The sequence below is a fragment of the Hymenobacter siberiensis genome, assembly GCF_018967865.2.
Classification (GTDB): Bacteria; Bacteroidota; Bacteroidia; order Cytophagales; family Hymenobacteraceae; genus Hymenobacter; species Hymenobacter siberiensis.
The window spans coordinates 837,642-857,942 of the sequence record NZ_JAHLZY020000001.1; the positions used below are offsets into that span (position 1 = coordinate 837,642).

Here is a 20,301-nt window from a genome sequence, read left to right on the forward strand (position 1 = left end):
CTTTTTTGGGTTATTACAAAAACGCCTTTAGTTCGCTCAAACAGCTGATTTCGTGCGTTATCGTATTGAAGTGCCGGCGCTTGTCGGGATTGAAATACACCTGGTCGATGCCGGCGTTGTGGGCGCCCAGTACGTCGCATTCCAGGTTATCGCCAATCATGAGGCTTTCGGTGGCAGTGGCACCGGTACGCTCCAGGGCGTGCGCAAACATGCGCGGGTCGGGCTTGAGGTGGCCACTGTGCTCGGAAGTGATGAGCTCCTGGAAGTAGTGCGTGAGGTTGGACGAATCCAGCTTGAGGGCCTGCACATCGTTGAAACCGTTGGTGACGAGGTGCAGGTGGTACTTGGGTTTCAGGTAGTCCAGCACCTCGTGGGTGTAGGGAAATACCGCCGATTTCAGGGGCAGGAGGTCCGTAAACTCATCCGAAATATTGGTCGGGATGTCGGGCTCGGCCACCCCCAGCTTCGTTAGCGTCCGCACAAAGCGGGTTTCCCGCAGTTGCTTCTGCGTGATTTTATTGTTCTGGTACATACGCCACAGTGCGTGGTTGATGTCGCTGTACACGCTGATAAACTGTTCCACCGCAAAGGTGCCGTAGCGGGCAAAATCGTGCCGCTCATACAGCGTGTGCAGAGTTTCGTTGGCGTTTTTCTCGAAGTCCCACAGCGTGTGGTCGAGGTCGAAGAAGAGGTGGCGGTATTTCATTATGGGTTTAGTTATCAGTTGTTGGTTGTCAGTTGTTTGTTTTGTTGAATAAGCCTTTAAACCAATAACGGGCAACCAGTAACTGACAACTAAAGTCACAGCGAGCCGGCCAGGGCCATGCTCAGCACGCCCGCCAGCATAATGCCCTTACAGAACGTGCTGAGGTGGCGGAAGTGCCGTCGCCGGTCGGCTCGAATGAGCAGGCGCGTCAGCTGGGCCATGGGCAGCAGCACCAGCAGCAGCAGCCACAGCGCCAGTGGCCAGTGCCCGCTCACCAGCAGCCGGCCCGTAGCGCCCAGCGTGAGCAGCGCCAGGCAGGCCAGAAAAAAGCCCGCCACCCACTTGGTGCGCGCCACGCCCCACACAAGCGGCACCGTGCGGCAGCCGTGCTGGGCATCGCCGCGCATGTCTTCCACATCTTTCACGATTTCGCGCACCATGGTAAGCAGGAACGCGGCCAGCGCGTAGGGCCACACCACGCTGTTGTTGTCGTGGCGCTGGAGCTGCAATTGCAGCTCGGGCAGCAGCACCAGCGCCGCCGTGAGGGTGGCAATGCTGAGGTTGCCCACCAGCGCCATGCGCTTGAAGCGGGCTGAGTAGCCCCATAGCAGCAGTGCCGCGCCCAGCGTGACGGCCCCCAGCACCGGGTGCAGCCAGCCGGCCACCAGCACGCCCACGCCGCTGAGCACCATGTGGGCCAGCATGGCCATGCGCCGGTTCACCACGCGGCCAATCACCAGCCGGTCGGGGCGGTTGATGGCATCAATTTTTACATCGTAATAGTCGTTGATGATGTAGCCCGCCGCCGCTATCAGCAGCGCCGCCCACACCAGAAGCCCGAAGCGCGGGGCCAGCAGCGACTGCCGCAGCGGCAGACCGGGCAGCAGCAGGCCGGCCCGCACCAGCGCCAGGCACAGCAGCATAATCAGCAGGTTGGGCCAGCGCACCAGCGTGGGCAGGGCCGTGCGCAGCCCCCCGGTGGGGTGCGGCGGGGGCAGGACGGGGGCAGGCGGCTTGGGGGGCAGCTGGTTCATCGGCAGAGCGCGGGGCGAAGTGCAAAGGTCGGCGAAAGTGGCGGGCTGTTGGTGGGCGGTGGGCGCGTGCCGGGCACAAAAAAGCCTCTCCGTGGCGGGAGAGGCTTCTGCGATGGCGCGGGGGCAGCCATCAGAGCGTTTTCAAGCTCAGATTTTGCGCACGTTCACGGCATTGATGCCTTTGCGGCCTTCCTGGGTCTCAAATTCTACCCGGTCGTTTTGTTGCACTGTGGTCCCGTTCAGGCCCGTTACGTGTACGAAAAAGTCTTCTTTCGTTTGGTCGTTGGTCACGAAGCCATAGCCTTTGGCCTCGTTAAAAAATTTGATGATGCCGGTTTTCATGCAAAAAACAAAAAGGAAAAGAAAAACCGCCCGGGTAAAGGCTGCGGAAAGGCCTGAAACGGCACCAATAATGCCATTCCAAACCCGCTTACGCGGGAAACCAACGCGGGGTTGGCCGGCCGGCGGCTCAGGCTCGTCCGTTATTGGTTATCGCGCCACTCGTACACCCACTTAGCCTGGATTTGCTCCAAGTGGCCCTCGGTGGCCTGCTCGCGGGTGCCGTCGAAGTTGTTCAGGCTCAGTATCCAATCAATCAAATCGGTGAAGCGGATGCGGTAGATTTTTGCTTCCGTGAAGTCGTCGCCGAACTTCTCGTAGAGGGCCATGGCAATATCCTCGTGGTCGGCCCAGTGCATGGGCGGCTCAAAGTGGTTCACGGATGAAATGTGAAAATGTGAATTAATGTGAAGATGTGAAAATGCTTGATTTAAGAAATAGTGCGCTGCTGAAAGCATTTTCACATTTCCATATCAATCATATTTTCACATTTAAAAACCTAGTGTCCCAGGAAGTGCTGGGGCGGAATGGTGACGACGAGCTGCATATCGGCCTCCACTACGCACTGGCAGGCCAGGCGGGAGTTGATGCGCGGGTTTTCGGCGCGGTCGATGAAGTCCTCTTCTTTATCGGAAATCTCGGGCAGGTCGTTGCCGCCGGAGTTGATGTAGACGTGGCAGGTGCTGCAGCCGCACACGCCGCCGCAGTTGTGCTGCAACTGAATGCCGTTGTTCAGGGCCACGTCGAGCACCGACTCGCCAGAGGCCGCCACGTGGGTCTGGGCCGGCTGGCCGTCGTTGAACTGGAAGGTGATGGTGGTGGCGGAAGCGGACAAAACGAGAAGCGAATAAGACGAATAATAGACGGCATTTGCCACTGCAAAGGTACTGCCTCCGGTCCCGGCATCAAAGCTGGGCCTGGATGCTGGCCGTGAGCTGCCCATAGAGCGCCTGCCAGGCCGGGTGGGCCGCCAGGGCGGCGTGGTGGGCGGCCAGCGTGGGCGCATCGTGCCGCACGGCCGGCCCGGTCTGCACGCCAAACGGTGAGTTGGCCAGGGCTTTCGCTACGGTTTCGCGCACCAGCGGGGCCAGCAGCTCGGCCGGCAGGGCGGCCTCGGCCAGCAGGGTATCGGCAATGCCCAACAGGTGGTTGGTGAAATTGTTGGCAAAAACGGCTGCCACGTGCAGCTTCAGGCGCTGGGCCGAGGCGAGCTGCCGCACGTGCCGGCTGAGGCTGCCGGCCAGCGCCAGCAGCGTGGCTTCGGCCCCGGCATCGGCCGCCTCAATGCACAGCGGCACCGTGGGCCAGTCGATGGCGCGGCCGGGACTGAAAGTCTGGAGCGGGTAGAACACGCCGCCCCGCACGGCCGGCTGCACTTCGAAAATCGCCAGGGGCAGGGCCCCAGCCAGGTGGGCCACCAGCGCCCCGGCGGGCCAGGTGGTGCCGGCCAGCAGCGGGGCCACGGCAGTATCGGGCACGGCCAGCAGGTACACGTCGGCGGGGGGCAGGGGCGCGGCCAGGGTGGCCAGGGCGGGCGTGCCGGGCAGCGTGGCCGCCAGGGCTTCGGCGGCCGTGGCCGTGCGGCTCCACACGAAGGCCAGCCGGTGGCCGGCGGCCACCAGAGCCGGAGCCAGCTGGCTGGCCACACGGCCCGCGCCAAACAGGCCAATTTGCAGGGAATCAGGATGATTAACTATCATTAATTAATGATATAATATAAATTTATAAAATAGGATAAACGATTGACTGCGTTATTGCTGCCAGTGCAATGGTTGAGGTCGCTGCAAAAAGGCGCGGGTTCACTGATTTGTGCCCAAAGTTTAGCAACTTGTATCCCCAAAGCTACCGGCTAACCTGTAAGTTAACTGGCACAGCGGCTGGTTACACTCATTCGCTCAACCCCATAATTCTCTCTATTCACCCATTTTACACCCTCTTTTCAATGAACCACCACTACAATCGTTCGGGGCCAAATGCGCGTTTGCGGCATGTTGCCCTGGCCGCGCTGCTGGCCACGGGTACCGCCGTGGGCGCGCAGGCGCAAACAACCCTTAACTACCCGGTTGCCAACACCCAGAACCTGGCTGGCACTTACTCCGACCTGGGCACGACCGGCACGGTCATCAGCACTTCGAGCACCGACGACGCCAACTCGGCCGAGCAGCTTATCGGGTTCAACTTCGCCTACAACGGCGCAACGATGGACCGCTTCATTCTGAACACCAACGGCTTCCTGAAGCTAGGCGCGGCGGCTGGTATGACGGCTCCTACTGTAGCCCTCTACACGGCCTATGCTGAGTTTAACAGCGGTGGCACGCTGCTGGGCACCGGTGCCGACGATATCAACCTAGTGTCGCCCTTCAACTACGACCTGCTGAGCGGCACCAGCACCGCTGAGTACCGCATGGTTACCACCGGCACCGCCCCCAACCGGGTGTGCACCATTCAGTGGAAAAACGTGGCCGATAAGGCCCAGCTTTCCCAAGCCGGCGGCACCAGCATCGCGAACCAGTACGCCAACATGGCGTTCCAGGTGAAGCTGTACGAAGTCAACGGAACCATTGACTTTGTGTACGCGGCACCAACTGCGGCGGCGGCGGCCAACAACAACTTCAAATATGCCCAGACGGGCCTAAAAGGCGCCGGCAACGGGGCTACTCAGATTGTACGGGTTACTAAGGGTTCGATATCGCCGTGGGGTGATGCGGCCGTGACCTTTGCCAGCGGCCCCGTAACGGCCGGTGCTACCGGCGCGTTCAACTTCCGCCAGTCGGTGCCGCCGGACAATGGCCGCACCTACCGCTTTGTGCCCACCGTGCCCAACGATGCCGGCATTTCGCAGCTCTACACCATCAACCAGCTGGCGGTGCCCGGTGCGGCTCCGCACGCGGTGAAAGCCCTGGTGAGCAACAACGGCACCAACTCCCTGACCAACCTGGTGGTGACCCTGAACGTGACCGGGGCCAACACCTTCACCAATACCCAGACCATTGCGGCGCTGGCCGTGGGCGCCAGCGCTACGGTAACGTTTGCCGCCTACACGTCGGCCAACCAAGGCACCAACACTGTTACGGTTTCGGTACCGAACGACGACAATACCCAGAATAACTCCAAGGCTGAAACCCAAGTGGTGAACACCACTACCTTCTCCTACGTTTCGCCGGGCGTGGGGGCTTCCAGCGCCGTGGGTTATCCCTCGGGCAGTGAGCTGGGCTTCGGAGCCAAGTATTCGCTGAGTACGGCCCGTTCGGTAACGGCTGTGCGGGCATTTGTGTACGATGCCCCTTCTAGCCCACCTACCCAAAAAACGACCGTGGGTGAAACTCTCTACGGCATCGTGCTCGATGGGACGGGTACCGTACTGGGCCGCTCAGCCAATTTTGTAGTGACGGCTGCCGACATCAACGCCATGCACACCTTCACCCTGACTTCACCGGTAACGGTGCCGGCCGGTGACTTTATTGTGGGCATGGTGCAGGTATCGCCGGCCAGCAACGGCACGGCTTCGTTCTTCCCCATGGGGGTGCAGAGCGAGTCGCCCACCCGCCCGGGTACCTTCTACCGCTTCTCGCCCGCCGGAGGAACTCCGACGGATGCTGCCGCCGGTACCAGCCGCTACCTGGTGGAAGCCGTGACGGCTGCCCCGGCCAACAACGACGTGGCCGTGAATGAGATTCAGGGCTACGGCTCGGTGGCCGTACCGGCCGGTAACCCCTTCAGCCTGCGTGCCGTGGTGCGCAACGCCGGGGCCGCCGCCATCACCGCCCCCACCGTGGTTACGCTGAACATCACCGGAGCCAATACCCTGACCCTGACCCAGACGGTGACCTCGCTGGCTGTGGGCGCAACCAACGTAGTGAGCTTCGCCAACATCAGCCTGGCTAACGCCGGTGCCAACACCGTGACCGTGACCGTGCCCAACGATGACGTGAACGGCAACAACTCGGTGGCGCAGGTCATGACCACGAGCCCCACCAAATTCTCGTTCATCGCCCCCGGCGTAGCGCCCTCCGGTGCTTTCGGGGTACCGGTAACTACCGCGGCCCGCACCATTGCCTTCTGCGCCAAACTCACCGTGAATGCCACGCGCGATATCTCGGCCGTGCGCGCCTTTATCTACAACGACCCCAACTTGCTCACCAGCAATACTGCCGTGTTTGGCGTAGTGGTGAACGCTACCACCGGGGCTGTAATTGGCCGCTCGGCCGACTACACCCTCACTGCCGCCGACCTGGGCCAGCTGCACACCTTCAACCTGACGGCCAACGTGCCGGCCGGCGATTTCCTCGTGGGCATTGCCCAGGTAACGCCCGCCAACAGTACCGCCGTGTTCCCGGTGGCTGTGCAGGACGAAACGCCTGCCCGCCCGGCTACCTTCTACACCATCAACATCACGACCACCACGGCCACGGCCCCGGTCGATGCCGCCAGCAACAACTCGCGCTACATGATTGAAGCCGAAACGGCTGCTCCTAACACCTGCCCCACGCCTACGGCCCTGGCCATCACGGGCAGCACGGCTACCTCGGCTTCGTTCTCGTTCACGGCTGCAGCCGGTGCTACGGGCTACCAGATTGTGTACGGCGCGCAAGGCTTCACGCCCGGTGGTGCCGGCAGCACTACCTCGGCCACCTTCACCGGTACCACCTACACGCTGACTGGCCTGTCGGCCAGCACGACCTACGATTTCTACATCCAGACCATTTGCAGCGCCACGTCGCTGAGCGGCCTGGGTGGCCCGGTACGGGTGACCACGGCCTGCACGCCGCCCATCATCGCTGCCTTCCCCTACGCCCAGAACTTCGACGTGGTGGCTGCCAACCAGGCATTGCCCTGTGGCATTACGGTAACCGATGTGAACAACGACAGCTTCACCTGGCGTGCCACCAGCACCGTGGTAGACCCCGCCGCCACCAACGTGGCCCGCTCGGCTCCCAATGCCATGGTGTACTCCTACAACAACCAGGGCCCGACCCCCACGGTAGCGGCCAACGACTGGTTCTTCACCCCGGCCCTGAGCCTGGTGACCACGCAGCGCTACCGCGTGTCGTTCTACTACCGTGTGGCCACCGGTGGCTACACCGAAGGCCTGGAAGTGAAGTACGGCACCGCCGCCACGCCCGCAGGCCAGACCAACCTCCTCTACACCAACACGGCCATGACCAGCGCTGCGTACCTGCTGGCCAGCAACGCCACCACCCCGGCTGTGCTCGACATCACGCCCGCCACGGCGGCCAGCTACTACGTGGGCTTCCACGCCATCAGCCTGGCCAACCAGGGCTTCCTGGCCGTGGATGACTTCTCCATCACGGCCGGCCCGCTGGCTACTTCGGAGGCGCTGAAGCGCGCCGTGAGCGTGTTCCCGAACCCTTCGAACACGGGCGTGTTCAACCTCGAAATCCATGGGGCCAACGCCCGGCAGGCCATGAGCGTGGAAGTAATCAACATGCTTGGTCAGCGCGTGTACACGGGCTCGGCCAAGGACAATTTCAGCAACAGCGTGAACCTGTCGTCGCTTGCTTCGGGCATCTACTCCCTCAAAGTGCGCAACGGCGAGGAGTACACCCAGCAGCAGATTTCGATTGTGAAGTAAGCTTCGGCTTCGCTGCACTTCGGCAAAAGGGCCGCCCATTGGGCGGCCCTTTTTTTGTGTCTGCGTCAGGAAAGGCAGGCCGGGTTTGGAAACCTGATTCTTAACTCTGGAAAATAAGATTACATGCCTGATATGCTCGTCACGAATGAGATTGCGAAACAGCGGTAGGGTGCGGGGCCCGCCCCCGCCCGGCGTTGAACGAAGCAGTTGTAGCCGTTCAACGCCGGGTGGGGGCAGGCTCCGTACCCTACTTCGCTTTTCGCAATCCATTTCGTGACCATTATAATTCGATTATCTGCGGTAGCAGCAAGAGTACCAATGAATGGGATGCTAGAAACAAGAAAGCCATTCCTGCGCGCAGGAATGGCTTTCTTGTTTCTGATTGGGAGGTTTACCCCACTGGCTGGGGCCGCACGGCCCGCCCGCTGGACTCGGCCGGCGCTTCGGCTTCGGCCGATGTATCGGCCAGCACGCCTTTGCCGCCGCGCTGCCGCACGCTCAGCCCAAAGCCGATGGCCATGAGCAGCGTACCGCTCCAGAGCAGGTTGATGAAGGGTTTTTCCATCGCCTTCAGAATCACGTAGTCTTTTTGGGTGGTGCTCACGCCGAAGGTGAACTTGCCTTTGGCCGGGTCTACGGCGTTGAAGGTGATGCGGACGCCGAGGTCTTCGGCCTCGTCGGGCAGGCTGCCCACCATGCGGTTGCGCACCACAAACACGGGGTGAACGTGGTACTGGCGCTTTTCGCCGTACACAATCATGTCGGCCTGCAGGGCGAGGTCGCCTTTTTGCAGGTTGAGGCCGGCGGTTTCGTGCGCTGCCTCCACGGCCCGGAATACGGCAAAGTAGTCGTTGAGGAAAATGGTATCGCCCACGCTCAGTACCGATTCCTTGGCCTCGCTCCAGGGCTTCTCCTTGCGGGGGTCGAGCACCGAGCTGATGTGCGTGTAGATGTCGTGGCCCCAGAATTTCTTAATGGCAGGCGAGGCCAGCAGGCCGCCCATTTCCTCGTTCACCTGCGCCCGGGGGTAGAGCGTGAACTGCTCGCCCGACTTCTGGTCCTTGTAATTGATGCGGTAATAGGTGTTTTCGGGCAGGATTTCAACCGTGTCGCCGGTGGCGTAGTAGGTCTTGCCATCAACGGCAATGGGCGTGCGGGCCACGGCCTTGTAGTCGTCGTCGGTGCGGTACAGGAACTGCTTGTCAACGTAGCCGGGCACGCCGGGCACCTCAAAAAACTGGCCCGTGTAGGTGAGTTGGTAGCCGTGCATAGGCGCGGTTTCGTTGCGCCACAGCAGCACGTTGTCGCGGTTCAGGTCTTCGGTAAACTCCCGCGAATACAGCAGCCCCGACACGTTGCGCGAAATGATACTGGAGTAGCCCGACGACGCCAGAATGCCCAGCAGCATCAGCGCGATGCCCAGGTGGGCCACCGCGCCCCCCGACAGGCGCACACCCCGCCGCAATAAGGTGAAGATGGTACTAAAGTTGGCCAGCACGCCAAACAGGCCCGCCAGCGTGAGCACCACGTAGGCCGGCGAGATGGTGAGCTCGTTGTAGCGCACCAGCAGCACCACCAGCGCCGTGCCCAGCAGGGCCAGTAGTGTGGGCGCGGTGAGGGAGTTGATGAGAGTTTCTTTGGTATTGCGCTGCCACCACATCACCTGCGCGATGCCCGAAAGCAGGGCCACGCCCACACCCATCCAAAGCTGCAGCTTGGAGTAGTGGGCAATCTGGTCGGCCGGCAGCGCCACGTTGGTCTTGATTCCAATCAGGCCCATAAACGAATTGTAGACCGGAATACTAGTCGTGAACAGCACCTGGAACGCGCCCAGGCACAGTACCGTGGCCCCCACAAATACCCACAGCTCGGGGTTGTAGGCGTTCAGCTCTTTGGCTGAAATCGGAATCTCTTTCCAGCGCCAAATCAGCAGGGCCACGGCCAGCACCGTGAAGAAAGCCAGGTAGAGGAACAGCTGGCCCGACAGGCCCAAATCGGTGAATGAGTGCACCGAGGCATTGCCCAGCACGCCGCTGCGGGTGAGGAAGGTGGCGTAGAGAATGAGGATGAACGTAGCCACCACCAGCGCAAACGCGGTGCGCAGGCCGGTGCGGCGCTTCTGCCACAGCACCATGCCGTGCAGCGAGGCCACCAGTACCAGCCAAGGGATATACACGGCGTTTTCGACCGGGTCCCAGTTCCAGTAGCCGCCGAAGTTCAGCGTTTCGTAGGCCCAGTAAGCGCCCATTACCACGCCCACGCCCAGCACGCCGCCGCCGATGAGCGTCCAGGGCAAAGCGGGTTTCACCCAGGCCGTGAGCTCCTTTTTCCAGAGCGCGGCGATGGCGAAGGCAAACGGTACCAGTGTGAGCGCAAAGCCCAGGAACAGCGTGGGCGGGTGAATCACCATCCAATAGTTTTGCAGCAGAGCATTCAGGCCGGTGCCGTCCTTGGGCACGAAGTTGGGGTTCATCTTCCACACCGGCAGGTCCGTCAGGAACTCGCGTAGCAGGATAAACGGCGACGAGCCAATCTTCACCCCGCCGAGCACCACGCCCACAATCATGCTCACGAGAAACACCTGCACGCCGCTGAACACGGCCATTACGGGTGCTTCCCACTTCTTATTGTAGCGCATGATAAACAGGCCGATAACCACATGCCAGAAAATCCAGAGCAGGAATGAGCCCTCCTGGCCTTCCCAGAAACAGGAAATCATGTACTGCACCGGCAGGTGGTTCGAGCTGTGACTCCAGGCGTAATAGTATTCGTAGCGGTGCGCGTGAATGATGTTGAACAAGCACACAATCACGGAGATAATGGCTATGGCGTGCACGAAAAACGCGCCGCGCCCCAGCCGCAGCCAGCTGGCGTCTTCCTCGCCCAGCGCCCGGCCCCGCGAGGCCTGGAAATAGCTATACGCCGCCACCAGCGCCGCCGCGAAGGCCAGAATGACGCTGAGGTGGCCGATTTGTCCTACTAATAAGTTCATAAGCAACAAGTAAAATCAGGCGGTTACCGCTGGTACGGGCGCGCAGGGACGCACCACTTCGTAGCGGTTAAGAATTCTCGGATGGAACGACTCGGGCAGGGTAGCCCAGTCGTGCGTATCCACAAAAATCGGGAGGTTGCTCTCGGTCAGCGCTTCGCGGAACCCGGCGAGCAGGCGGCCCGGCAGCGGGGTCAGGTCGGGGGTGCGCAGCACCAAATCCAAGTCGCTGCCCTCGTGGTGGTTGCCGTTTACGCGGCTGCCGTAGGCCCACACGGCAACTTCGGCGGGCAGGTGCCGGGCGATGAGGTCGTGTACTAAGGCGAGGTCTTTGGGGCGCAGATGCAGCATGGGTCAGGCTTGTTGGCGCAGGGTGGCGAGCACCGCGTGGGTATCGCTGATGAAGGTGGGCAGGGAACTCACGATTTTCTCGGCAAACTGCATCCCGTATTCGTGGGCTGAAGTGTTGCGATTGTCGCGGTGCAGCAGCCAGCGGTCCACTTCATCGAGGCTAAGCAGGCCATGCTGGACCGCCAGCCGCAGAATATGCTTGAACGGTACTTCATTCAGCTCACGGGTCGAGGTCACGTATTCACGCAGCACCTTGCGCAGCAGCCTCACTACAATTTCGAGTATCAATTCAAACTCCTTCACGCAGGCCGCCCGAAAAAGGTCATGGTCGTCGTTGGTCGGACTGGTCACGACCAGCCGGGCATGCGCGCGTTCCAGCGTAGCCAGGCAGCGTTCCAGAGCGGTTAGGTCGAGCGTGTCCATGAAGCAGAATGCAGGAAAAAGGCAATGGTGAAAATTTCGGGGCCACCCAAGCAATGGCAAATTTACGGCCGCGCCGCTGGAGCCGGGAGACTCAATAACAATCGGTCGGTGAAAAAGTCGCGGGCCCAGGCATTTGAAACGGGTTTAACTAAAAACCAGGCAGTGTGGGCAACGAATTTTCGTTGCCCACACTGCCTGGTTTCCGGTCAGGGGCTGTCAATGCTTAGTTGATCGAAGCTGTCGCGCCCTTCAAATCCTTCTTCACGTACTTACTGGGGCATTTCAGCAGAATCTGGTCGGCCATGAACACGTCGCCCTTCATGCAGCCAGTGATAACGACCTGCTCGGAAGCGTCGAAATCCTGGGGCTTGGGGTTGTTGTACACCACGCGCTGGGCCAGGTGTGTGGTGTCGACCAGCGTGAAGGCGAAGTAGTTAGGGTCTGATACCGGGTCATACTCCAGGCCCATGGGCTTCTTCTGGGAATCGCGGGGCAGCTTGCCTACTACGTGCACTTTGGTGGTGTTGCCCTCGGCGGCCCGGGTGCGGGCCTCGCCAAAGCCCACGTACACGCTGGCATCGGCCGTGGTGCTGAGAATGATGGCGGCGGCTACCGCGATAATGGCAACAATGAACAGATGCGTCTTCTTCATATACCACGGATTAGCACGGATTTAAGCGGATTTCACGGATTTCGTGGATGGCGCTGGCTCCGGGCGGTTTTTTAATGGGGACAATTGCGAGGTGATAACAAGTCTGGGGGGACTTGGGTGCCCGGGTAAGCCGCTAGGACTTCATTTCTTTTTCGAGGCGGCTCACTTTGCGGTCGAGCGAAATGAGGTAGGCCAACAGGCCCGCCACGATGATGGCCACCACGGCCACCACCACGTATATTTTGCCGCTGGCGCGCAGGTCATCGGCCATGGTGGGGGCCACCTCGGCCGTTTGGGCAAAAGCCAGCGAAGTGAGTAGCAACAGCGGCAGCAGTAGTTGGCAAACGCGCCCCAGTGGGCGCAGGACAAGCTTATTGTTCATCGTGTTTCAGTTTCAGGAAAACGTAGCGGCTGCTCACCTGGGCCACCCAAAAGGCAAACAAAATCCAGCCGATAACGGCCGGGTAAAACACCTTGCGCATGGTGTTGTCGAGGTCGTATTGGTTGAAGCCCGGGTTGCCGGTCTGGCCCGGGTGCAGCGAGGGGCCGCTGAGGCGGGGCAGCACAAACAGCAGCGGAATGACCGCCGCAAACGCAAAAATGTTGTAGATAGCCGAAACCCGCGCCCGCTGCTGCTCGTCTTGAAACGAACCGCGCAGCACCAGGTAGGCCCCGTAGATGAGCATGGCCACGGCCGCGCCGTTCAGGCGGGGGTCGGGCGTCCACCACGCGCCCCAGGTGAAGCGGCCCCACAGGCTGCCGGTGGCCAGGCCCAGCAGGCCCAGCACGATGCCGGTTTTGGCCGACTCATGGGCGAGTACATCGAGCCGGGCCGAAGGCTCGCGCAGGTACCGGATGGAATACCACACCGATACGAGTAATACCATAATCATGGCAAACCACATCGGTACGTGGAAGAACAGGTTGCGGATGCTCTCGTTCACAATGGGCAGGGCTGGCACCGGGGCCAGAAAGCCGGCCACCGTCGCGCCCACAATCAGCAGCACGGCCAGGCCTTTCCAGAGTGCGCCGCCGCCACGCTGCTCCACCAGGCGCTGCCCGCCCCACACGCCGCCCACCGTCATCACGAGGCCCGACACACTGCCAATAATTGCCGCTGTAGTCATAGGTAATTAATTAAAAATCAACCGCGCCACAAAAAAGGAAACAGCAGATACGAAGTTGCGCCCACTATCATGTTCAGGGCCAGCAGCGTGAGTAGCGACTGGTGGCTCAGGCCCCGGTCCAGCCCATCGAGCGCATTCTTGCTCACCTTGATGAGCAGCAGCAGCATGGGCACCATCAGCGGGAAGCCTAGGATGGCCATGAGCGTGGCCCCATTGCCGCCCGCCTTGGCCGCAATGCCCGACACCAGCGTGAGCGTAGTGGCAAAGCCCACGGCCCCCAGCAGCAAGTTGGCCACAAACAGCGGCGCATCCTGAATGGGATTGCCCAGAAACACCGTGTAAAGGAAGAGTCCCAACAATGCCACCGCCATTAGCAACAGGGTATTATACAGCATCTTGGCCAGAATAACGGCCTGGGGCCGCACCAGCGTGTAGTAGTACAGCCGCTGGCCCGGGCTTTCCTGCATGAATCCTTTGGCTACCGCGTTCAGGGCCGCAAAGAGCAGAATGACCCACAGCAGCGCGTTCCAGGCCGGCGGGGGCGGGGTGCCGCCGCGCAGGCTGAAGCTCAGAAAGCATACGAATACCGTGCTGCCCACGTACAGCAGCAACCCGCCCAGCGCCGCCCGCTGCCGCCATTCGAGGCGGAAGTCTTTGGCTAACAAGGTGGAGATTTCGCGGAGCAGCACTGGCAGGGGTTCAGTTTCGGGCTGTAAAGATAGACCACAGATTGAACGGATTTTAACGAATTGAACGGATTGCCTGTGGTCCAGCCCGTTGGTATTGTCCGGGTAGAACCACAAATAATCCGTTCAGTTCGTTGAAATCCGCAGAATCTGTGGTTAAAAGTCGTAGCCCAGCGTGAAGTAGAATTTCGGGCCGTGTGTCACGTAGTCCTTCTGGCCCCAGGCCACATCAACTTTGCCATAAAAGCCCAGTAGCGTGGTGCGGGCACCCACCCCGTAGCCGATGAGTAACGGGTTGCTGAAATTGGTGACCGTGGCCCCAAAATACTGGTTATACTGCTTGATTACGGTATTGGCCGAGTTGTCGGTGCCAAAGGGGTTGGTGCCCGAATAAGCCGTGCCGGCATCGGTAAAACCTACCAGCTGCAGGTTGCGGAAGAAGCCCGAATAGATGGGCCGGTGCGCGAAATACTGCACAATTGGTATGCGCAGCTCGCTGTTGAATAGCACATAGCGCGGGCCGCTACGGGCGCTGTAGTCGAAGCCGCGCAGGTTGGTTACAAACTCCTGGTTGAACACTTGGTCGGGGGCAGTGTAGCCGTTCAGGAAGCGGGCATCGGTGTAGCCGGCGTTCAGCCAGTCGTCCATGCCGCCGATGCGGAATACCTGGGGCCGGGGACCAAAAAACTGCCCGTAGCTGGCCCGGTTGGCCCACACAATGGAGCGGCTGATTTTCTGGTAGTGGCGCAAATCGACAACGAACTTGCCGAAGCTCAGGCCTTTATCGCTCAGGTTGCTTAGGTTCAACACGCTGGCCTTCAGACGGGTGCCGCTCACCATGTTCACACCGGTATTGATGCTGTTATCGAATACCAACTCGCCGTTGTAGCCCAGGTAGTTATAGCTCTGGTCGGTTTCCGTGGATACGTCGCCCAGTCGGGTACGCGAGATACTCACGAAGCGGGGCCCGCCGCGCACGCTCAGGTTGTGGGTGAGCGGGTAGGCAATGGTGGGGGCTATTTCGTGGCGGCCGTAGCGGTAGCGGCCATCATCGAGGTCGAAGAAATAGGCTTGTTTCTGGTAGGCAATGCCCCAGTCGTAGCGCTTGGTCAGGTTGGTGTAGGATGCCCGGATATTGCTGGTGCGCAGGTCGAACAAGCCGAACAGGCTGGCGTCGATGCGCTGATTTTCGAGCACATCGGTCAGGGCCGCTCTAAACTGGAGGCCGAGGCCCAGCAGCGGGTCCATGTACAGCGAAGTCGACACGTTATCGGCCATGAAGCGCGTATCGTAGCGGAAGGGGCCCGTGATGGCCGGGGCGTCCGCCTGCGCTTTAGCCGTGGCCGCCGCTGCCGTAGCGGCGGCGGTAGGCGTGAGGCGGCGGCGCTTAGCTGCCGCTGCCTGCACGGGCTCGTCTTCCTCAAACTGATAGTCGCTGGTGTTCACCGCTTCGGTGGCCTTGCGGCGCTCGGGGCGGGTGGCGGGTTGGGTATCCGTCGAGTCGCCTGGTTGCGCTGCGGGGGCCGCCACCCGCGCAACTGCGGGCGCGGCGGGCTTGGGTACCGCCGCACGCGGGGCCGCCGACCGTTCTTCCAGCGTTTGCTGGCGGGCGGTTTTGGTGAGGGGCAGCGAGGCCGGCAGCGGGAACTCGGGGTATACGTACAGGATGTCGTGGGACTGCGCCGGGGCCACAAACACCAGCGCCGAAGTAAGTGGGCTGTAATCAAAATCCTGCGTATTGGGCAGCCAGTTGGTCAGCAGCGCGTGCTGCTTGCTTTTCAGCGAATACCGGTACAGGGCGCGCACGCCGCTTTCCTCGCCGAGGTACAGAATTTCATCGTCGGAGATGGCGCGGGGGCGGGTTTCGTTCGAAATCGTGCTCACCAGCGTTTCCACCGGCACGGGGCGGCCATCGAGGTGGTACTGGAACAAGTCATAGTTGTTCACCACGTTCTGGAACGTAGCCGGCCGGGCACGGCCCAGCGAATCGAGGTAGCGGTTGGAGCTGAACACCAGCGCCTGCCCGCTGGGCAGAAACACCGGCTGCACGTCGTCGAACAAGTCGTCAGTGAGCTGCTCTACCTTGCGGCTGCCGGCGCGCAGCAGGTAAATATCGTTCTGCCCATTGCGCACGGCGCTAAATGCCAGTGCCTTGCCATCGGGCGAATAGCTCATGCTCAATATCTGGTCATAAGCCGCGAATAGGGAAGCCGGCCGCGAAAACCGGATGGCCTCGCGCACCCGGCGCACCAGGCCCCGGCCGTCGGCGTCGCGCAGGTGCAGGGCCATTTCGCCCCGGCTCATTTCGGCCACCGCTACCTGGGAGTTGCCGCGCCAGGCCAGCACGGGCAGGCGGGTTTCCACCTGCTGGTCGGGGGTGTGGTAGCCGCCACGGCTCAGGGTGCGGCGGTGGCGGCCATCGCGGTCCACCACCATCACGCGGTAGCGGCCGCCTTCGTTCTGGGCGTAAGCTATTTGCTGGCCGTTGGGGCTCACAATGGGCTGCGAGAACACATCGGAATGGCGGTTGCGGCCGCTCTGCCGGAATTTCTTGTCGGGCTCGACCAGCGTGGCTACGGGCTGGCCGTTGAGCTCGCGGTAATACGTGAGCCAGTCTTTCAGAAATACCTTAAACGGCACGTTGAGCGACGAGCTGATGCCCACTTCCACATCGCGGGTAATACGTGTGAGGTTCAGGATGTTTTGAATGGTGGTGTAACCGTAGCGCTCGGCCACGTAGTTCCAGATGCTCTGGCCGGCCAGCTTGGAGTTGCGCAGGAAAAACGGGGCCGTGCGGTTGCCGGTGGGGTACTGCTTGGTCATGTCGCGCATGTAGCCGTCCATGTCCACGCTCCAGCCTTCGGCGGCGTAGGCCGAAGCCCCGCCGATAAACCAGTCGGGCAGCTGCAGCAGGTAGCTGCTTTGCAGCACTTCCTTCAGCGAGCCGCCGTACATCATATCATTGAGCAACACCTCCGTAATCTGGGTGCTGAGCTGGCGCTTGAACTCGGTTTCTTCGCCGGTGAAGGCAATCTGCACCTTGCTCATGCGGGCCAGCGGGGTTTCGCCGCCGTTTATCTGCTGCTGCGTGGCGGTGAGGCCAATGTTGCTCTGGCGCAAATCACCCACCGAATTATAAAACAGCAGCGTCGATTTTGAGTAGGGATAATAGCCGATGAGCGCCGTAATGCGTTGAAGCTCCTTCTCGGCATACTCGGCGGCGCGGCGGGCGCTGGCTTGGCCGCCGTCGTAGTACATCACGTTGAAGTTCTGAGTGCTAAGCTGTTGCCAATGAAAAATTTTGTATTGCACGCGCACCCGGCCGAAGGGCTCCTGCGCCGTTTGGGCGCGGGCCGTGGGTGGGCAAAGCATCGGCAGCAGCAGCGCTAGGACCCCCAGCGTACGCTTCGTAGTAGTGGATAGTGGAATGGTCATAATGGGGGCCAACGAGCAAAAACAAAAATTAATCCGCCGAAACGCTAAAAAATTTGTGGCCTGCACCGCCGCCCCGGGCAGTCCCGAACTGGCGGCGCAGGCTACAATAAAAGCAGTTAACGGAAAATTGTTATCCAGCCGCATATCGGCCGGGCAAACAGGGCGCCACCGCTTCAATATAAGCCGGGGATAATAAGATTTCAAGTTACGCCAACGGGCTGCAAGGCGTTGTATCGCTGCAAGCTGGCATCGGGCCAAAGTTCGGTCTGGTGAAGGAGCGAATCGGCTAGCATTACTGCCAGCCGTGGGGCCAGCATCACACCTTTGGACCCGTAGCCGCCGCAAAAGCTTAACGCCGGCACGGTGGGGTGGGGGCCCATTAGCGGCCGGCGGTCGCGCACGGCGGGCCGCACCCCGGCTTGCTGCCCCGTCACGGCAAACGGCAGGTCGGTTACCACGGTGAGTCGGGCGGCCAGCTCCTCGCGGCCCACGGCCGTGGGGCCATCGGCAAACGGCGGCCAGCGGTAGGTGGCACCCACCCGAAACCGCCCCGCGCCCACCGGCACCACGTAGGCCCCCCGGTTGAGCACTTGGTCCGAACTAAGGTCCGCGCAGTCCACATCCAGCACCTCGCCCTGGTTGGGCGTGAGGGGCAGCCAGCTGAAGTACGGGTTGCGCACCGCCGCCGCGCCTTCGCAGCAGATGACGTGGCGGGCCCGCACCTGCCCGGCATACTCGGCTCCACCGGGCTCGAAAACCAGTCTGGTCCAGTCAAACGTTTCGCGGCGCAGCCAGCCGTCGCGGGTGCCTTCGGCGGCCATGCTCGCCAGTAGCTCGCGCACGGCTACGTGGCCGCCGTGCCGCAGCCAGGCCCCGCCAAAGGGCGCGTGCACGCCGGCCAGGCCGGGGTCGGTGGTGGTGAGGGCGGCCACGAAGTCGCCCCACGGATTGTCGGCGCTGCGGGCCAGCATGGCGTTTTGCTCTTCTACTGAGGCAAAGATTTTAAAAATGGGCGCTTCGCTGAAAAACGACTGCTGGTAGCGCTGCTCCAGCTCGCGGTAAAAAGCAGCCGCGAAGGGCAGCAGCTCGGCCGCCCGCCAGGTGAGGGCGAAGCGCTTGCCGGCCACGGGGTTCATCAGGCCCGCCGCTACGTTGGAGGCCGAGTTTTCCTGGCCGGGGTCGTACACCAGCACCCGGTGGCCCCGCTCGCGCAATACATAAGCCAGCGTGGCGCCCGCAATGCCGTGGCCCACTATCAGAAAATCACAGTCCGTCATGGCCGGCAAGGTAAGAAAGAAGAAATGTTGAATGTTGAGGGCTGCGTTTTAAATGTGCGACCAGGCTCCTTGAATAGAAAGCCGCCGCCCCGATTTCCATTCAAAACTCAACCCTCAACATTCAACATTTCTTTTCTGCCGTACCTTTCCGCATTGCTCAGAACCTCTATTTTGCCATGACAGTCGCTGGTTTTACCTTCAACGCTTTTTCCGAAAATACCTACCTGCTCATCGACGAGGCCACCCGGCAGTGCGCCATCGTGGACCCCGGCTGCTACACGCCCGCCGAGCAGCAGGCCCTGCGCGAGTACGTGGAGCACAATGCTTTACAGGTAGTACTGCTGCTGAATACCCACGCCCACATCGACCATGTGCTGGGCAATCAGTTTGTGCTGAGCACCTGGCCCGGCACGCCGTTTCTGCTGCACAGCCTCGATTTGCCCACGTTACGCGCCGTGCCCACCTACGCCGCCAATTACGGCTTTCCGCAGTACCAGCCGGCCGAGCCCACCGGCGAGCTGGTAGCCGGCCAGCCCGTGCACATCGGCGAAACGGAGCTGGAAGTGCGCTTCACGCCGGGCCACGCGCCGGGCCACGTCGTATTCTACCACGCGCCCACGGCCACGGTTATTGGCGGCGACGTATTGTTTCAGCGCAGCATCGGTCGCACCGATTTGCCCGGCGGCGACCACGCCACGCTGCTCCACAGCATCGAAACCGAGCTGATGACCCTGCCCGATGCCACCACCGTGCACCCCGGCCACGGCCCCGCCACCACCATCGGCGAGGAGCGGCGCGGCAACCCGTTTCTCATTTAACAATTAGCATTTATCATTTAACAGCCATTAGCGGGCACCAATGGTGCTGCCAGGGGAAGGCTGAAGAAGATAGACGAATTCGTTAAAGTGTTATGCTACTTGATACCTGTTAAATGAAAAGACACCTGCCCAACGCCGTTACCTGCCTCAATCTATTATGTGGCTGCCTGGCGCTGACCAATATTTTTGCCGGCCGGCTGGAAATCGGGGCCTGGTTTGTGGCTGCCGCCGCCGCCGCCGACTTTGCCGACGGCCTGCTGGCCCGGGCCCTGCGCGTATCCTCCGCCATTGGCAAAGACCTTGATTCGCTGGCCGATATGGTTTCCTTCGGGGTAGTGCCGGGCGCTATTTTCTTTGAGCTGCTCACGCGGAGCGTGGGCGCGGGTGGGCTGCCGGAATGGGTACCTTATTTCGGCTTCGCGGTCAGCATCTTCTCGGCCCTGCGGCTGGCCAAGTTCAACAACGACACTCGGCAGACGACTTCCTTTATTGGCCTGCCCACGCCAGCCTCCACGCTGGTGGTGGCTTCGCTACCGCTCATTCTGGCGTACGACCAGTTTGGTGTTGCGCCCATCATTCTGAATCCCTGGCTGTTGTTGGGCCTCACGGCGCTGCTCTCGGGGCTGCTGGTGGCCGAGCTGCCCCTGTTTGCCCTCAAGTTTAAGAACCTGCGCTGGGCCGATAACCGGCGGCGGTTTCTGTTTATGCTGCTGGCGGCAGGATTATTGCTGGTGCTCAAAGCCGCCGCCGTGCCGCTGGTGGTGCTGCTCTACGTGCTGCTCTCGGTGCCGAAAACGGCCGTTCGGTAGCTGCATTGGATGCAGGGACGCAATAAATAGATTATTTGGTTGTTAAGAAGCTATTGCCGGGT

The 20,301-nt window shown here is 61.2% G+C and carries 18 protein-coding genes; 3 read left to right on the top strand and 15 right to left on the bottom strand.

The annotated features are described in order from the left end of the window. Positions 1-13: 13 nt before the first annotated feature. The 6 genes from KQ659_RS03635 to KQ659_RS03660 all read right to left on the bottom strand — a co-directional run bounded on the left by KQ659_RS03635 (position 14) and on the right by KQ659_RS03660 (position 3,779). On the bottom strand, positions 14-706 hold the full coding sequence (locus tag KQ659_RS03635) for a YjjG family noncanonical pyrimidine nucleotidase (protein WP_216690259.1): 693 nt from the start codon (positions 704-706) through the stop codon (positions 14-16). Between the two features lie 95 nt (positions 707-801). Next, positions 802-1,740 (bottom strand): geranylgeranylglycerol-phosphate geranylgeranyltransferase, encoded by a 939-nt coding sequence (locus KQ659_RS03640; RefSeq protein WP_216690258.1) that lies wholly within the window; start codon positions 1,738-1,740, stop codon positions 802-804. A gap of 147 nt (positions 1,741-1,887) precedes the next feature. Further along, positions 1,888-2,082 carry a cold-shock protein gene (locus KQ659_RS03645; RefSeq protein ID WP_216690257.1) on the bottom strand — a complete coding sequence of 65 codons (195 nt, stop codon included), beginning with the start codon at positions 2,080-2,082 and terminating at the stop codon, positions 1,888-1,890. Positions 2,083-2,222: 140 nt separating this feature from the next. Beyond that, complete coding sequence (iscX, locus tag KQ659_RS03650) at positions 2,223-2,459, bottom strand: Fe-S cluster assembly protein IscX (RefSeq protein WP_226915663.1); 237 nt, start codon at positions 2,457-2,459, stop codon at positions 2,223-2,225. A 119-nt stretch (positions 2,460-2,578) separates the two neighbouring features. Further along, positions 2,579-2,914: a 2Fe-2S iron-sulfur cluster-binding protein gene (locus KQ659_RS03655; RefSeq protein WP_226915662.1), complete on the bottom strand. Its 336-nt coding sequence runs from the start codon at positions 2,912-2,914 to the stop codon at positions 2,579-2,581. Between the two features lie 70 nt (positions 2,915-2,984). Continuing rightward, entirely contained in the window at positions 2,985-3,779 is a 795-nt protein-coding gene (locus KQ659_RS03660) for a Rossmann-like and DUF2520 domain-containing protein (protein ID WP_216690255.1), read from the bottom strand. A gap of 242 nt (positions 3,780-4,021) precedes the next feature. Between KQ659_RS03660 and KQ659_RS03665 the strand changes: the two genes are divergently transcribed. After that, positions 4,022-7,672 (top strand): T9SS type A sorting domain-containing protein, encoded by a 3,651-nt coding sequence (locus KQ659_RS03665; RefSeq protein ID WP_216690254.1) that lies wholly within the window; start codon positions 4,022-4,024, stop codon positions 7,670-7,672. 391 nt (positions 7,673-8,063) lie between these two features. On the opposite strand, the gene ccsA (KQ659_RS03670) is transcribed toward KQ659_RS03665, so the two are convergent. The 9 genes from ccsA (KQ659_RS03670) to KQ659_RS03710 all read right to left on the bottom strand — a co-directional run bounded on the left by ccsA (KQ659_RS03670) (position 8,064) and on the right by KQ659_RS03710 (position 18,612). Beyond that, the gene (gene ccsA / locus KQ659_RS03670) at positions 8,064-10,664 is read right to left on the bottom strand and encodes a cytochrome c biogenesis protein CcsA (RefSeq protein WP_216690253.1); all 2,601 of its coding nucleotides are present in this window, start codon (positions 10,662-10,664) and stop codon (positions 8,064-8,066) included. Between the two features lie 15 nt (positions 10,665-10,679). After that, complete coding sequence (locus KQ659_RS03675) at positions 10,680-11,012, bottom strand: nucleotidyltransferase family protein (RefSeq protein ID WP_216690252.1); 333 nt, start codon at positions 11,010-11,012, stop codon at positions 10,680-10,682. 3 nt (positions 11,013-11,015) lie between these two features. Next, positions 11,016-11,435: a nucleotidyltransferase substrate binding protein gene (locus KQ659_RS03680; RefSeq protein ID WP_216690251.1), complete on the bottom strand. Its 420-nt coding sequence runs from the start codon at positions 11,433-11,435 to the stop codon at positions 11,016-11,018. 223 nt (positions 11,436-11,658) lie between these two features. Then, a complete protein-coding gene (locus tag KQ659_RS03685) occupies positions 11,659-12,087 on the bottom strand; it encodes a cytochrome c maturation protein CcmE domain-containing protein (protein ID WP_216690250.1) in 429 nt (142 codons plus the stop codon). A 133-nt stretch (positions 12,088-12,220) separates the two neighbouring features. Then, the gene (locus KQ659_RS03690) at positions 12,221-12,469 is read right to left on the bottom strand and encodes a CcmD family protein (protein WP_216690249.1); all 249 of its coding nucleotides are present in this window, start codon (positions 12,467-12,469) and stop codon (positions 12,221-12,223) included. Beyond that, a complete protein-coding gene (gene ccsA, locus KQ659_RS03695) occupies positions 12,459-13,214 on the bottom strand; it encodes a cytochrome c biogenesis protein CcsA (protein ID WP_226915661.1) in 756 nt (251 codons plus the stop codon). Before ccsA (KQ659_RS03695) ends, KQ659_RS03690 begins: the two co-directional genes overlap by 11 nt. 17 nt (positions 13,215-13,231) lie before the next feature. Then, positions 13,232-13,903, bottom strand: a complete 672-nt coding sequence (locus KQ659_RS03700; RefSeq protein WP_394369638.1) for a heme exporter protein CcmB — start codon at positions 13,901-13,903, stop codon at positions 13,232-13,234. Positions 13,904-14,056: 153 nt separating this feature from the next. After that, positions 14,057-17,335, bottom strand: coding sequence for a hypothetical protein (locus KQ659_RS03705; protein WP_216690248.1), 3,279 nt, complete (start codon positions 17,333-17,335; stop codon positions 14,057-14,059). Between the two features lie 200 nt (positions 17,336-17,535). Beyond that, positions 17,536-18,612: an NAD(P)/FAD-dependent oxidoreductase gene (locus KQ659_RS03710; protein ID WP_216690247.1), complete on the bottom strand. Its 1,077-nt coding sequence runs from the start codon at positions 18,610-18,612 to the stop codon at positions 17,536-17,538. A 176-nt stretch (positions 18,613-18,788) separates the two neighbouring features. On the opposite strand from KQ659_RS03710, the gene KQ659_RS03715 reads away from it, so the two are divergent. Further along, the gene (locus KQ659_RS03715; protein ID WP_216690246.1) at positions 18,789-19,430 is read left to right on the top strand and encodes an MBL fold metallo-hydrolase; all 642 of its coding nucleotides are present in this window, start codon (positions 18,789-18,791) and stop codon (positions 19,428-19,430) included. Between the two features lie 113 nt (positions 19,431-19,543). Further along, positions 19,544-20,239: a CDP-alcohol phosphatidyltransferase family protein gene (locus KQ659_RS03720; protein WP_216690245.1), complete on the top strand. Its 696-nt coding sequence runs from the start codon at positions 19,544-19,546 to the stop codon at positions 20,237-20,239. Positions 20,240-20,301: the final 62 nt, after the last annotated feature.

Bases quoted from the DNA above. Each gene is read 5' to 3' on its own strand.
- KQ659_RS03635 (WP_216690259.1), bottom strand. From the start codon at position 706: ATGAAATACCGCCACCTCTTCTTCGACCTCGACCACACGCTGTGGGAC.
- KQ659_RS03640 (WP_216690258.1), bottom strand. From the start codon at position 1,740: ATGAACCAGCTGCCCCCCAAGCCGCCTGCCCCCGTCCTGCCCCCGCCG.
- KQ659_RS03645 (WP_216690257.1), bottom strand. From the start codon at position 2,082: ATGAAAACCGGCATCATCAAATTTTTTAACGAGGCCAAAGGCTATGGC.
- KQ659_RS03660 (WP_216690255.1), bottom strand. From the start codon at position 3,779: ATGATAGTTAATCATCCTGATTCCCTGCAAATTGGCCTGTTTGGCGCG.
- KQ659_RS03665 (WP_216690254.1), top strand. From the start codon at position 4,022: ATGAACCACCACTACAATCGTTCGGGGCCAAATGCGCGTTTGCGGCAT.
- ccsA (WP_216690253.1), bottom strand. From the start codon at position 10,664: ATGAACTTATTAGTAGGACAAATCGGCCACCTCAGCGTCATTCTGGCC.
- KQ659_RS03675 (WP_216690252.1), bottom strand. From the start codon at position 11,012: ATGCTGCATCTGCGCCCCAAAGACCTCGCCTTAGTACACGACCTCATC.
- KQ659_RS03680 (WP_216690251.1), bottom strand. From the start codon at position 11,435: ATGGACACGCTCGACCTAACCGCTCTGGAACGCTGCCTGGCTACGCTG.
- KQ659_RS03685 (WP_216690250.1), bottom strand. From the start codon at position 12,087: ATGAAGAAGACGCATCTGTTCATTGTTGCCATTATCGCGGTAGCCGCC.
- KQ659_RS03690 (WP_216690249.1), bottom strand. From the start codon at position 12,469: ATGAACAATAAGCTTGTCCTGCGCCCACTGGGGCGCGTTTGCCAACTA.
- ccsA (WP_226915661.1), bottom strand. From the start codon at position 13,214: ATGACTACAGCGGCAATTATTGGCAGTGTGTCGGGCCTCGTGATGACG.
- KQ659_RS03705 (WP_216690248.1), bottom strand. From the start codon at position 17,335: ATGACCATTCCACTATCCACTACTACGAAGCGTACGCTGGGGGTCCTA.
- KQ659_RS03710 (WP_216690247.1), bottom strand. From the start codon at position 18,612: ATGACGGACTGTGATTTTCTGATAGTGGGCCACGGCATTGCGGGCGCC.
- KQ659_RS03715 (WP_216690246.1), top strand. From the start codon at position 18,789: ATGACAGTCGCTGGTTTTACCTTCAACGCTTTTTCCGAAAATACCTAC.
- KQ659_RS03720 (WP_216690245.1), top strand. From the start codon at position 19,544: ATGAAAAGACACCTGCCCAACGCCGTTACCTGCCTCAATCTATTATGT.